The 12,621-nt window shown below is 69.6% G+C and carries 11 protein-coding genes and 1 pseudogene; 6 read left to right on the top strand and 6 right to left on the bottom strand.

The window, feature by feature from the left end:
• Positions 1-6 precede the first annotated feature (6 nt).
• The 3 genes from ACWD3H_RS09075 to ACWD3H_RS09065 all read right to left on the bottom strand — a co-directional run bounded on the left by ACWD3H_RS09075 (position 7) and on the right by ACWD3H_RS09065 (position 2,485).
• Positions 7-1,251, bottom strand: coding sequence for a C40 family peptidase (locus ACWD3H_RS09075; protein ID WP_451954575.1), 1,245 nt, complete (start codon positions 1,249-1,251; stop codon positions 7-9).
• Positions 1,252-1,449: 198 nt separating this feature from the next.
• Entirely contained in the window at positions 1,450-1,950 is a 501-nt protein-coding gene (gene greA, locus ACWD3H_RS09070) for a transcription elongation factor GreA (protein WP_350950305.1), read from the bottom strand.
• Between the two features lie 106 nt (positions 1,951-2,056).
• Positions 2,057-2,485, bottom strand: coding sequence for a DUF4307 domain-containing protein (locus tag ACWD3H_RS09065; RefSeq protein ID WP_355562580.1), 429 nt, complete (start codon positions 2,483-2,485; stop codon positions 2,057-2,059).
• A gap of 228 nt (positions 2,486-2,713) precedes the next feature.
• On the opposite strand from ACWD3H_RS09065, the gene mca reads away from it, so the two are divergent.
• The 3 genes and pseudogenes from mca to ACWD3H_RS09050 all read left to right on the top strand — a co-directional run.
• On the top strand, positions 2,714-3,598 hold the full coding sequence (mca, locus tag ACWD3H_RS09060; RefSeq protein ID WP_350926718.1) for a mycothiol conjugate amidase Mca: 885 nt from the start codon (positions 2,714-2,716) through the stop codon (positions 3,596-3,598).
• A gap of 34 nt (positions 3,599-3,632) precedes the next feature.
• Complete coding sequence (locus ACWD3H_RS09055; protein ID WP_350926720.1) at positions 3,633-3,833, top strand: hypothetical protein; 201 nt, start codon at positions 3,633-3,635, stop codon at positions 3,831-3,833.
• Between the two features lie 136 nt (positions 3,834-3,969).
• A pseudogene (locus ACWD3H_RS09050) lies at positions 3,970-4,293 on the top strand (GNAT family N-acetyltransferase); the annotation flags it as partial.
• Between the two features lie 98 nt (positions 4,294-4,391).
• Here the strand turns inward: ACWD3H_RS09050 and ACWD3H_RS09045 are convergent.
• Positions 4,392-5,552: a hypothetical protein gene (locus ACWD3H_RS09045; RefSeq protein WP_350926724.1), complete on the bottom strand. Its 1,161-nt coding sequence runs from the start codon at positions 5,550-5,552 to the stop codon at positions 4,392-4,394.
• A gap of 391 nt (positions 5,553-5,943) precedes the next feature.
• Here ACWD3H_RS09045 and ACWD3H_RS09040 point away from each other — a divergent pair, with 391 nt between their 5' ends.
• Positions 5,944-7,944: a thioredoxin domain-containing protein gene (locus ACWD3H_RS09040; RefSeq protein ID WP_451954574.1), complete on the top strand. Its 2,001-nt coding sequence runs from the start codon at positions 5,944-5,946 to the stop codon at positions 7,942-7,944.
• Positions 7,945-7,946: 2 nt separating this feature from the next.
• Here the strand turns inward: ACWD3H_RS09040 and ACWD3H_RS09035 are convergent, their stop codons facing one another.
• Together ACWD3H_RS09035 and ACWD3H_RS09030 are read right to left on the bottom strand one after the other, a co-directional pair.
• Entirely contained in the window at positions 7,947-10,085 is a 2,139-nt protein-coding gene (locus tag ACWD3H_RS09035; RefSeq protein ID WP_355559938.1) for a transglycosylase domain-containing protein, read from the bottom strand.
• A gap of 103 nt (positions 10,086-10,188) precedes the next feature.
• Positions 10,189-10,668: an Lrp/AsnC family transcriptional regulator gene (locus ACWD3H_RS09030; protein ID WP_030910940.1), complete on the bottom strand. Its 480-nt coding sequence runs from the start codon at positions 10,666-10,668 to the stop codon at positions 10,189-10,191.
• A 102-nt stretch (positions 10,669-10,770) separates the two neighbouring features.
• Between ACWD3H_RS09030 and hppD the strand changes: the two genes are divergently transcribed.
• Positions 10,771-11,880, top strand: a complete 1,110-nt coding sequence (hppD, locus tag ACWD3H_RS09025) for a 4-hydroxyphenylpyruvate dioxygenase (protein ID WP_355559941.1) — start codon at positions 10,771-10,773, stop codon at positions 11,878-11,880.
• A gap of 285 nt (positions 11,881-12,165) precedes the next feature.
• The gene (locus ACWD3H_RS09020; RefSeq protein ID WP_350926732.1) at positions 12,166-12,588 is read left to right on the top strand and encodes an RDD family protein; all 423 of its coding nucleotides are present in this window, start codon (positions 12,166-12,168) and stop codon (positions 12,586-12,588) included.
• Positions 12,589-12,621 lie beyond the last annotated feature (33 nt).

The following is a 12,621-nucleotide window of genomic DNA, read 5'->3' as shown; positions in this document are numbered from 1 at the left end:
CGGGGCCTAGCGGACGCGGGCGGCGACCGCCGGGCTGACCCGCACGGCCCCGGCGAAGTTGCGGGTGGTGACGGGGACGAGCTTGACCACGTCGCCGGTCCTGGGAGCGTGCAGCATCTTGCCGTCCCCCCAGTAGATCGCCACGTGCGAGACGTAGCCGGGGTTGGTGGGGTCGTGCCGCCAGAACAGCAGGTCCCCCGGCTGGGCCTGGGCGAGCGGGACCTGCGGGCCCGAGACGAACTGCTGGTGCGTCACCCGGGGCACCTTGATCCCCGCCTGGGCGTACGCCCACTGGACCAGGCCCGAGCAGTCGAAGCTGTCCGGACCTTCCGCGCCCCACACGTACGGGCGGCCGAGCTTGCTGATCGCGGCGGTGAGCGCGGTCCTGACCTGGGGAGTGGTCATGAAGGAACCGACCGGCCAGTTCGTGCTCCGGGGGACCGTCAGCACCGGGTTGATCACGGCGACCTGCCCTCCCTTGGGCAGTACGCGCAGGAGCGCGCGGCGCAGCTTCGCGGAGTCGGCCTTCGGGGCGCTCACCACGAGCGCGTTGTTCTCCGGGATGCCCAGTGCGCGGGCGGTCGGCCGGGAGACCACCGCGTCGATGGCGCCCATGCCCATCGTGGCGTAGGCGCCGACCCGCAGGTTCTGCCCGGCGGTGGTGAACGTCTTGCCCAGCGGCATGCCCCCGTCGTTGCCCAGGACGAAGGAGACGGCGACCTCCCCGGCCGAGACGTTCCGCCAGAGCCTGTCGGAGCGCGCCGTCGGCTTGGGGGTGTAGGCGCGGAACGTCGAGGGGTTCACCCCGAGCGTCTGAACCCGCTTGCCGTCCAGGATCACCTCCGCGGCGTCGGCGCGCTCCACCGCCCGCACCCCGGAGAGCTGGGCGACCTTGGCCACCACCGCCGAGCTGAGCGGCCTGGGCGCCACGACGAAGAGATGCGGTTTCCGCATCGAGGTCAGCGGCGCCACCGGAGCGGGCGCCTGCGCGGGCTGGACGGGCTTCGCCACCTGGGTCGGCACGGTGGCGACGGACCTGCGCATGGTGACCGTCTCCGGATCGGCCTCCGGCATCTGCGTGTAGATCATCAGACCGGTGGCCAGCACGCCGACGAGCAGAACGGCGAGGATCGGGACCGCCTGCCTCATCAGACGGGCGGTGTGGCGGCTGTAGCGGAGACGGGGACGGTAGGCGAGGTCCTGGCGGGCCTCCCGGATCAGGTCGGAGACACGTGGCCGCCGATCGAACACGACATATCCCCTTCTCCCACCGGGCCAGCCCTATGAGGGTGCCGTACACCGCCCGGCGATGCACGCAAACCCACCAAAAAGCGTCTTATCTGCAATACGGCCGCAAGACTACAAACCCTCCGCCAAATCCTCCAAGACATGGCAATCCGCCGGGACACCCGTCCCGGCGGATCAACAGATCATCGGAGTATGGGGAGGTCAGTTGCCGATGTACGGCACGGCCTCAAGGATCTCGACGGTGTTGGAACGGCCGTTCGGCATGGTGTAGGTCGCCTTCTCACCGATCTTCTTGCCGTTGATCGCCGAGCCGAGAGGCGACTTGGGCGAGTAGACGTCGATCGGGGCACCGCTCTCCTCGCGGGAGGCCAGCAGGAAGGCGACCTCCTCGTCGTCGCCCTCGAAGCGGACGGTGACGGTCATTCCCGGGCCGACCACGCCTTCGGTGCGGGGTGCCTCACCGACCTTGGCGCTGTCCAGGATCTGACGGAGGTGGAAGATGCGGGCCTCCATCTTGCCCTGCTCGTCCTTGGCGGCGTGGTAGCCACCGTTCTCCTTCAGGTCGCCCTCTTCGCGGGCCGCCTCGATCTTCTTGGCGATGTCGACGCGCCCGGGCCCCGAGAGATGCTCGAACTCAGCCTTCAGGCGGTCGTACGCCTCCTGAGTGAGCCAGGTGACGCTCTCGTTGTGGGAGTCGGCCACGGGTTCTCCTTGCTTCCTCTAGGGGGCTTCGTGCTTGGGGGTTGCGGACGGTCGAATCTCGACAGGCTAACAAGTTAGGCCTTCGTCCGCCTCCTCAAATGTCTCACTATACGAGATAGCAGTACTGGACATGAACGGAAGTGGCCTGAGCACTGGTCTCTAGCCGTTCGGTAAGCCGAACATACCCCTCACCAGCCGGGATATTGACCTCCTTGCTGCCGACCTCGACGTGGCTGACGTCGGTGGCCCGCAGGCGGCAGAGCGCCGCGCGCTCGGTTGGTTTGAAGACCTCGAACATGATCTGCGCAGAATCGCCGCGGCCGGCATCGAACGCGATGAGCTGGTCGATGACTTCCGTGTTGCCCTTGGACGCCCACATCACGTAGCCCCAGCCCCCCGCGCACACGGCGCAGAGGATCGCGATCACGACGTGCACGACGAAGCGTCCCCTGCGCTCCGGACGGTCGGGAAAATCGTCCGGGGTGCCGAGGATCGGGCCGTTCTGACGGCCCTTCTCGGCTTCGCTGGTGGCCATGACGGAATCTCCCTGCACTACCTCGGTGTTATCCGAGACAATTGTCCCCTGCGGGGGCCTCGCCCTCGCGACCGCCCAAGAGAAACTAACCTCTTTACAGAGTGACGTAAGCCGAGGGCGCGCGGGGCACCGCGTCGAGCGGAGCGGGGGATACGGCCAGGTTAGGCCGTCCGCGAGGCGACCGACGACGATCCGAAGCGCGACCGACACAGAGGAGACACCGAGCCCGTGAGTGCACCACTCAGGCTGATGGCCGTCCACGCGCATCCCGACGACGAGTCGAGCAAAGGCGCCGCCACCATGGCGCGCTACGTGGCCGAGGGCGTGGACGTGCTGGTCTGTACGCTCACCGGGGGCGAACGCGGGTCGATCCTGAACCCCAAGATGGAGCGTCCGGAGATCCTGGAGAACATCGGCGAGGTGCGGCGCCTGGAGATGGAGCGCGCCCGCGAGATCCTCGGCGTGCGGCAGCGCTTCATGGGGTTCGTCGACTCCGGCCTGCCCGAGGACGAGAGCGAACCACTACCCGAGGGCTGCTTCGCCCTGCAGCCCCTCCAGGTCGCCTCGGCCTCGCTGGTGGCGGCCGTCCGCGAGTTCAGGCCGCACGTCATCCTCACCTACGACGACGACGGCGGCTATCCGCACCCCGACCACATCATGACCAACCGGGTCTCGGTGGAGGCGTTCGAGGCGGCGGGCGACCCCGACCGTTACCCGGGCACCGGTGAGCCCTGGCAGCCCCTGAAGCTCTACTACCACATGGGTTTCACCAAGGACCGGTTCGAGGCGCTGCACGAGGCGATGAACTCCCGCGGCATGGGCTCCCCCTACGCCGACTGGATCTCCCGCTGGGAGGACCGCCCGCAGAAGTGGCCGGTGACCACCCGGGTCCCCTGCGGCGACTACTTCGAGATCCGCGACGAGGCGCTGCTCGCGCACGCCACCCAGGTCGATCCGGACGGCTTCTGGTTCGTCTGCCCGCGCGACCTGCAGCGTGAGATCTGGCCGACCGAGGACTACCACCTGGCCCGCGCGCTCGTGGACGTCGAGCTTCCCGAGGACGACCTGTTCACCGGAATCCACGCGGACACGGTCTCGCACGCCTGCCACTGACACGACCGGGAGGCGGCGGTGGCAGACTTGACGTGTGATTACACCTAACGTCCTCGATGAGTCCGTCGTCAATCCTGGCCTCGTGGGCTTCCTCGTCGTGGCGGCGATGGGGGTCGCCCTCTACCTGCTCGTCAAGTCGATGAGGAGGCAGATCTCCAGGATCGAGGTCCCCTCCGAGGCCGAGCTGAGGAAGCAGCAGAGCACCGCCGGCAGCACGACACCGACCGCCCCCTAGTCCGACCCCGCGTACGCCCCGGCCTGCCGGAGGCGATCGAGGGGCGACCGGGGGCGATCATCCACATCGCCCGATCCCCGGCCGGTGACGGCATGACACGCGCGAAAACCCGCCCGGCAGGGCCGACACCCCGAGGACGAGCATGGCCGACGACATCAAGGTCTCCGACAATCACGAGGCCGCCCGCTTCGAGATCCTGCTGGACGGCGGGGTCGCCGGGTTCGCCGCGTACCGGCTCCGGTCCGGGAAGATCATTTTCACGCACACCGAGATCCTCCCCGAGTTCGAGGGCAGGGGCCTGGGCGGGCGGCTGGCCGCCGCGGCTCTCGACGCGAGCCGCGCCTCCGACCGGATGGTCGTGCCGCTCTGCCCGTTCATCGCCCGCTACATCCGGCGCCACCCCGAATACCGGGATCTGGTGCCGGAGAGCTACCTCGACCTCCTGGACGAGGACGCCTGACCTCGGCGGCCGTACGGCAGGCACCCGGTTCTCCGGACCCGGCCGCTCCGCGCGTCCCGGCCGTCGGTCCGTCGAGGACCGGACCGCGGCCCTCGCCCTCAGTCCCCGAGGGCGTCCGTCGAGGACCAGGCTCGCTCCAGCGCCCTGGGCAGGCCCCAGCGGCCCAGCGGGGTGAGCACCTCGGTCCTGTCGACGATCCCGAGACACGCCCAGAGCGGGGTGACCGAGCTGAAGAGCGTCTCGGCCGCTTCCAGGTCCTCCGGCTCGTCCATGTCGACGTCGATGTCCTCCGACTCGGCGATGAGCCGGGCGATCCGCTCGGGCGAGGCCAGCACCCCGGGACCGCGCCTGGCCAGGGCCGCGACCACGGCCAGCCAGTCGGCGTGGTGGATCGCGCACAGGGCGGCCAGCACCGAGTCCTCGTGGCTGAGTTCCCCGTCCAGGTCGGTGAAGACCTCCAGCCGGTCCTCCTCCTCCGGCAGGTCGGAGATCGGCCCCGCGATACCCGCCGTGACGGTCAGCCAGAGCTCCTCGTCGTCGGCCGGCAGCGGCTCCCCCTCGTACCCGGCGCAGGCCCGCAGCACGTTTCCCGGATAGCCGGGGCCGGCCAGCACCTCGCGCAACCGGGTGGCCGCGGCCCGCAGCTCCCTGACAGGCCGCTCGGGCTCGGGCAGCTCGGCCAGGATGCGCCGCAGCTCGCCCAGGGCGAACGCCTCCTCCTCGTCCCAGGCGGCGAACAGCTCCTCGTCCTGCTCGTCGGAGACCGCGGTTCCCGGGACTCGCCCGTCGGGCAGCGGGCCGGTGAGCCAGCGCTCCTGGAAGTCCGCGTAGACCTCCCTGGCCTGCTCGTCACCCCGCGCGAGCGCGTCCGGGTCGATCTCCCCCGCGGCGACCCGCTCCTCCAGGTAGGCGACCAGCCGGTTGAACATCTCCTCGCCGACCGGTCCCCGCTCGTCCTCCTCGGGCCAGACGAAGAAGCTGCGGGTGAGCAGGAGCGGCTCGGTGCCCGTGGACTCCATCCAGCGCTGCACGTCCCCCACGGTCGCGCCACCGGACTCGATCGCGCTGAGGGTCGCCTTCGCGGAGTCCCAGAACGGCACCGACAGCGGGTTGCCCGCCGCCAGCAGCGCCCGCCTCAGATCGGGCAGCGCCACCAGCGCCACTCCGGACGGCACGGCGAGCAGCGCGCGGGCAACATCACGCCGGGTCAGCTCGGAAGCCGCCCTTCCGGCGTGCACACAGACGAAGTCGAGATCCACGCCCAGTGAGCCTACGCCCGAAGCGCGATGAACACACCTTCCCCCGGCCTGCGGCTCGCGAGCCCCGTCGCGGGAGGCGTCCGGGCAGACGACCACACACCCCGACGGAAGGGGCTGACCCGGGCCACCCCCTGGCGCACGACCGTGCGACGGGGGATCTCCTCAAGCCTGCCGGACCGCCGGAGCGATCGGCGCGCGGGCAGGGCGTTCGCGGTGCTCTCATGGCGGAACCTTCCGGCGCCGGGGACGGGCGCCCTGCCCGTGGCCGTCAACCGGGGTCCGGCCAAGTGTCGGTGTCCCTCTCTCGGTCTAGGGTGAGAAGAACCGTGACGCGCGATATCCGCGCACCTCGCGAGGAGAAGTACGCACCGCGTACACCGGAAGGGTCTTCATGAACCGCTTGAAGGACGCGACGAGCCCCTACCTGCTGCAGCACGCGGACAATCCCGTCGACTGGTTCGCCTGGGGGGACGAGGCCTTCGCGGAGGCACGGCGACGGAACGTACCCCTGCTGATCAGCGTCGGCTACTCGGCGTGTCACTGGTGTCACGTGATGGCTCACGAGTCGTTCGAGGATCCCGGCACGGCCGCGCTGATGAACGAGCACTTCGTCAATGTGAAGGTCGATCGCGAGGAGCGTCCGGACGTCGACGCGGTCTACATGACGGCCACCCAGGCCATGACAGGCCAGGGCGGGTGGCCGATGACCGTCTTCGCCACCCCGGAGGGCCACCCCTTCTACACCGGCACCTACTTTCCCAGGCAGCAGTTCCAGCGGCTGCTGGCCGGGGTGTCGAACGCCTGGAACGGCGACCGGGAGACGGTGCTCGAACAGAGCTCGAAGATCGTGGAGGCGCTGAACGAGCGGTCGGCGATGCCGTCGGGGCCGCTGCCCACGCCGAGCACGCTCACCCGGGCCGTGCAGAGCCTGGCCGAGTCCTTCGACTCGGCCCGTGGCGGCTTCGGCGGAGCGCCCAAGTTCCCGCCGTCGATGGCCCTGGAGTTCCTGCTGCGCTACGGCGCGACCCCCACCGGCGAGGATGCGCGGGCGACCGCGAACGCGGCGACGTCCATGGCCGACCGGACGCTGGAGGCCATGGCCAGGGGTGGCATCTACGACCAGCTCGGCGGCGGGTTCGCCCGCTACAGCGTGGACGCGGACTGGGTGGTGCCGCACTTCGAGAAGATGCTCTACGACAACGCCCTGCTCCTGCGGGTCTACACGCACTGGTGGCGCTCAGGCGGCTCCGCCCTGGGCAGGCGGGTGGCGCTGGAGACCGCCGACTGGCTGCTGGCCGAGATGCGCACCCCCGAGGGGGGCTTCGCCTCCGCCCTGGACGCCGACAGCGAGGGCGTGGAGGGCAAGTTCTACGCCTGGACCCCCCGGGAGCTCCGCGAGGTCCTCGGCGGGGAGGACGGCGCCTGGGCGATCGACCTGTTCGAGGTGACGGGGACGTTCGAGCACGGCACCTCGGTGCTCCAGCTCCCCTACGACCCCAGCGATCCCGAGCGGTTCGCCCGGGTGCGCTCCGCGCTGCTGGCCGCGCGGGCCCGCCGGGTGCGGCCCGGGCGCGACGACAAGGTGGTGGCCGCCTGGAACGGCCTGGCCATCGCCGCCCTCGCCGAGACCGGCGCCCTGTTCGACCGGCCGGACCTCGTCGAGGCGGCACGCGAGGCGGCCACCCTGATCGACGACCTCCACCTGGACGGCGACCGGCTGCTGCGCACGTCCCGCGACGGCCGCGCCGGCACCAACGCGGGGGTCCTGGAAGACTACGCCGACCTCGCTGAGGGCCTGCTGACCCTTTCCGGGGTGACCGGGGAGGTCCGCTGGTTCCGGCGGGCCGAGTCGCTGCTGGAGACCGTTCTGGAGCGGTTCTCCGATGGCTCCGGCGGGTTCTACGACACCGCCGACGACGCCGAGCGGCTCTTCCAGCGCCCGCAGGACCCGACGGACAACGCCACCCCCTCCGGCCAGTTCGCCGCCGCGGGGGCGCTGCTGTCGTACGCGGCGCTGACCGGCTCGTCCCGGCACAGGGCGGCGGCCGAGGCGGCCCTGGGCACGGTCACCGTCCTGGCCGACAGGCACGCCCGGTTCGCCGGGTGGGGCCTGGCGGTGGCACAGGCGGCGGTGGCCGGCCCGATCGAGGTCGCGGTCGTGGGGCCGGCCGGCGATCCGGCGACGGCGGCCCTGCACCGGGCCGCTCTGATGTCATCCCTGCCCGGCCTGGTCCTGGCGCTCGGGGAGCCCGATTCCGGCGAGATCCCGCTCCTGGCCGGCCGGGGCCTGGTGGGAGGCGCGCCCGCGGCCTACGTATGCCGTGGCTTCACCTGCCGGATGCCCGTCATCACCCCCACGGCCCTGCGAGCCGAGCTGGCGGGCGGGGCGTAGGGTCACTCGCCCCCCGTGGGGGCGACGACACGGCGGCCCAGGCCGTCGAGACCGAGCCCGTCGCCGCCTCCGTCCTGGCCCCCCGGGCCGTTACCGGGGCCGCCCTGCCCCTCGTCGCCCGGCGCAGAGGTCTGGCCGGGGCCGGGGGTCTCCGGTCCGGGACTCGTGCTCTGGCTGGGGCCGAAAGTGCCGGGCTCGTCGGGGTTGGGGGTGGCAAAGCCCTGGTCACCGCCCTGGTCGTCGTACCGGCCGCCGGAGCCGTAGTCGTCGTACGGGTTGGAGTAGCCGTAGCTGGACGGCTCCTTGAACTCCTTGACCGGCTTGCCGTCCATCGCCTCGGTCATGAAGGCGCGCCAGATCTGGGCGGGATAGGATCCGCCGTACTGGGCGCTGCCGTTCACGGTCACCGGCTTGTTGTCGTCGCGGAACATGTTGACCGCCGTCGCCAGCTGCGGGGTGAACCCGGCGAACCACACGGCCGCCGACTCGTCCGTGGTGCCGGTCTTGCCCGCCACGGGGCGGTCGTACAGGCGGGCGCCCGAGCCGGTGCCCGCCTCGACGACCTGGGTCAGCGCGTAGGTGGCGTCGATGGCCGCCTGCTCGCTGAAGGCGCGCTTCCCCTTGGTGGAGCTCTTCACCACCCTTCCGTCGGCGTCGGTGACCGAGCGGATCACATGGGCCTCGCGGTGGACGCCCTCCGCGGCGAAGGTGGCGAAGCCCGAGGCGTTCTGCACCGCGCTCACCGAGGCCACGCCGAGCGGGAGGGTGGCCGCGGCCCGATGCGGGTCGAGCTGTTTGCCGGGGATTCCGGCGGCCTCGGCGACCTTGACCACCTTGTTCAGGCCGACCTTCTGGGCGAGGTCGACGAAGGCGGTGTTCACCGAGCTCTGGGTCGCCTTGACGAGGTTGACCTGGCCGTAGGAGTAGCCGCCCGAGTTGGGGATGTCGGCGGAGGCGATCCGCAGCGGCGAGTTGCCGTCGACCCTGGTGTCCAGGCCGAAGCCGTTGTTCAGGGCCGCGGCCAGCGTGTACGCCTTGAAGGTCGATCCGGCCTGCACCTTGGCCGAGAACGAGTTGTCGAACTTGTTGGCGGCGTAGTCGCGGCCGCCGTAGAAGGCGAGGACCTCACCGGTCGCGGGATCGACGGCGGCCAGCCCGGTGCGGACCTTCTTGGGGGTGTTCTCCGGCAGGACCGAGGTGACGGCGCGCTCGGCGGCGGCCATCAGGTTCTTGTCGAAGGTCGATACGATCTTCAGCCCGCCCTGGTTGATGACCTCGTCGGTGTAGCCCCTGCTTTTGAGCTCGGCCGCCACCTGGTCGAGCATGTAGCCCTCCTGCCCCTTGGGCGCGAAGATCGCCTTGGGCTTTCTGAGGGTGGGGAAGGTCACCTCGGCGGCCTCGGTGGAGGTGACGGCCCCGATGGCCACCATCCCGTCGATCACCGACCTCCAGCGGTCCCTGGCCGCGTAGAGGTCCGCGCCCTGCGGGTCGGCGAACCTGGAGGGCTGCTGGATCACCGCGGCGAGGTAGGCGCCCTCGGCGAGGGTCAGCTTGCCCACGTCCTTGCGGAAGTAGGCGTCGGCCGCCGCCTGGACCCCGTCGGCGCCCCGGCCGAAGTAGATCGTGTTGAGGTACTGCTCCAGCACCCAGTCCTTCGACTTCGACTGGTCCACCTTCAGGGAGATCATGATCTCCTTGAGCTTGCGGATTATGGAACGTTCCTGACTGAGACCGCTGTAGTAGTTGCGGACCATCTGCTGGGTGATCGTGGAGCCACCCTGAAGCTGCTGCCCGGTGACCGTGGACCACATGGCCCGGAAGGTGCCCTTGAGGGAGATGCCCTGGTCGTTGTAGAACGAGCGGTTCTCCGCGGCGATGACCGCGTTCCGCAGGCTCTGCGGAACCTTGTCCAGGGTCACGCTCTTGCGGTTGACACCCTGCTTGGCCAGCACGGTCTTGCCGTCGCGGTAGAAGATCACCGAGCCCTGCGCGGTGGCTCTGGGCTGCGTGCTGTCCGGGATGGGGGTCATCGCCCACACCACCCCGAGCAGTCCGATCACCGAGATGACACCGACGCCGAAGACGATGAGTGTGATCCGCAGGAGCTTCCTCCTGGGACTGCCCGTCCCGCCCTTTAGCACGCGTGACCCCCCGATCGGATCCGTCGCAGACCCCCACGGTTGCGCGGACCGTTAAGGGTAAACGATGGATAACGGTGTCTGGCCCCTGCTTGGCATGGTACGGCTAGCTCCTCCCCTTGCGTGGGACATCGGCCACCAAAGGCAGAACACGGTATGGCACAGGGGTGTCCAAGGCGATCACCGACGAGGTCCTGACCACGCCCCGGACGTCAACGATCAGGTCAATTACCCGCTGCAGATCGGCATTGCTGCGCGCCACCACGCGGCAGTGCATGTCGTCACCACCGGTGATCGTGTGCACCTCCAGCACCTCGGGGATGGCCGCGAGTTGCACGGCGACCGGATCGTGCCCGCTGACCTGGCGGATCTGCAGGGTCACGAACGCGGTCACGTCGTAGCCGAGCGCCGCGGGGGCGATGTCCGGGCCGAACCCGGTGACCACCCCCCGGGCGACCAGCCGGTCGAGGCGTGCCTGCACGGTCCCCCTGGCCACTCCGAGCCGCCGCGAGCACTCCAGCACCCCGAGTCTGGGCTCCGCCGCGAGCAGGGCGATGAGGCGGGCGTCGAGCTGATCGATCGTCATGATGTACAGGTGCTCCGCGATGATCGGCAACTGATTGTGCATATTGTGCACTATTTCAAGTGAGTGTTGCACAAACAGACCAGCAAATCAGAAAGTACTCGCATGAGCGATATCTTTCCGGTGAACGGTATGGACTCCGTGGTTTTCGCGGTGGGCAACGCCAAGCAGGCCGCCCACTACTACTCCAGCGCGTTCGGCATGCGGCTCGTGGCCTATCGGGGCCCGGAGAACGGCAGCCGCGACGAGGTGGCGTACGTCCTCACCTCGGGCGCCGCCAGATTCGAGTTCCGCGGGGCGGTGCGCCCCGGCACCGAGGTCGCCCGCCATGTGGCCGAGCACGGTGACGGCGTGATCGACCTCGCCATCGAGGTCCCCGACGTGGACACGGCCTACGCCCATGCGCTCGCCCAGGGCGCACGTGGGCTGTCGGAGCCGAGGGTGCTGGAGGACGAGCACGGCAAGGTGGTGGTCGCGGCGATCGCCACCTACGGCGAGACCCGGCACACCCTCGTCGACAGGTCCAACTACAGCGGTGTCTACCTGCCCGGCTACCTCCCGGCGGAACCCCTGGTCGCGGCCCCCGACGTGAAGAACGGCCGCCTGTTCCAGGCCGTCGACCACTGCGTCGGCAACGTGGAACTCGGCAAGATGGACGAGTGGGTGGAGTTCTACAAGCGGGTCATGGGCTTCACCAACATGGCGGAGTTCATCGGCGACGACATCGCCACCGAATACTCGGCGTTGATGTCCAAGGTGGTCGCGGACGGCACCCGCAAGGTGAAGTTCCCGCTCAACGAGCCGGCGATCTCCAAGAAGAAGTCGCAGATCGACGAGTACCTGGAGTTCTACGGCGGCCCCGGCGTGCAGCACATCGCGCTGGCCACCAACGACATCCTCGGCACCGTCGACCGCATGCGCGAGGCCGGGGTCAGCTTCCTGGACACTCCCGCCTCCTACTACGACGACCCGGAACTGCGCGCCCGCATCGGCGAGGTCCGCGCGCCGATCGAGGAGCTGAAGAAGCGCGGGATCCTGGTCGACCGGGACGAGGACGGCTACCTGCTGCAGATCTTCACCAAGCCGGTGCAGGACCGTCCGACCGTGTTCTTCGAGCTGATCGAGCGGCACGGCTCGCTCGGCTTCGGCAAGGGCAACTTCAAGGCGCTCTTCGAGGCGATCGAGCGTGAGCAGGACCTCAGGGGAAACCTGTGATCGCGGCTCAGAGGTAACCCACAACCGCCTTTGGCTTTGTGATGGCGCTCTTCCGGCAATTACCCATGAATGGGATCAATACCGCCACCACCGGATGACCAGGGATCGGACCCATGGTCCGATCCCGCTCCGCCGGGGCCGGGCCACCCAGGCCCCGGCCCCGGTCCTCACCACGGCCCCGGCCCGGAACCCGGCCCCGGCTACACCCCCGGTCCCGGCTACGGTCCCGGTCCCGGTCCCGGTTACGGCGGGGGGCCCTTCGGCGGGTCCCCCCAGGCCGGGGACATGCGGCTGGGCGGACGATGGCGCCGCCTGTTCGCGGGCATCCTCGACCTCGTCATCATCAGCCTCATCTCCTCGCCGTTCAGCTACCGGACCGTCAGCACCGTCACGGGCTCCGAGGGCTTCGTCACGATAACGCCCCGCGCGGAGACCCTCCTGGTGGCGGTGATCGGCTTTCTGTACTACTGGCTGCTGACCGCCTTCTGGAACGGGCAGACGCTCGGCAAGCGCCTCTTCCACCTGCGCGTGACCGACCTCGGCGGGCGGAGGACCGACGTCGGGCAGACCGCGATTCGCGAGCTGGTCCGGTGGGTGATGTACATCACCTGCTGCCTGGGGTGGATAGACCTGGCTTTCATCCTTTTTCAGTCACGCAAGCAGGCCGTGCACGACATCGCAGCCAGAACGCTTGTCATAGACGCCTGATCGACGCAGGTCAGTCGCGTAGTGTGCCATGCA

This window comes from Streptosporangium sp. NPDC002607 (assembly GCF_053592655.1).
Note: the sequence above shows the minus strand (reverse complement) of the source record. Positions and strands in the feature narration are given on the sequence as shown.

Excerpts from the sequence above, each read along its gene's own strand:
- ACWD3H_RS09040 (WP_451954574.1), top strand. The coding sequence starts at position 5,944 with ATGAACCGCTTGAAGGACGCGACGAGCCCCTACCTGCTGCAGCACGCG.
- ACWD3H_RS09065 (WP_355562580.1), bottom strand. The coding sequence starts at position 2,485 with ATGGCCACCAGCGAAGCCGAGAAGGGCCGTCAGAACGGCCCGATCCTC.
- hppD (WP_355559941.1), top strand. The coding sequence starts at position 10,771 with ATGAGCGATATCTTTCCGGTGAACGGTATGGACTCCGTGGTTTTCGCG.
- ACWD3H_RS09020 (WP_350926732.1), top strand. The coding sequence starts at position 12,166 with ATGCGGCTGGGCGGACGATGGCGCCGCCTGTTCGCGGGCATCCTCGAC.
- ACWD3H_RS09030 (WP_030910940.1), bottom strand. The coding sequence starts at position 10,668 with ATGACGATCGATCAGCTCGACGCCCGCCTCATCGCCCTGCTCGCGGCG.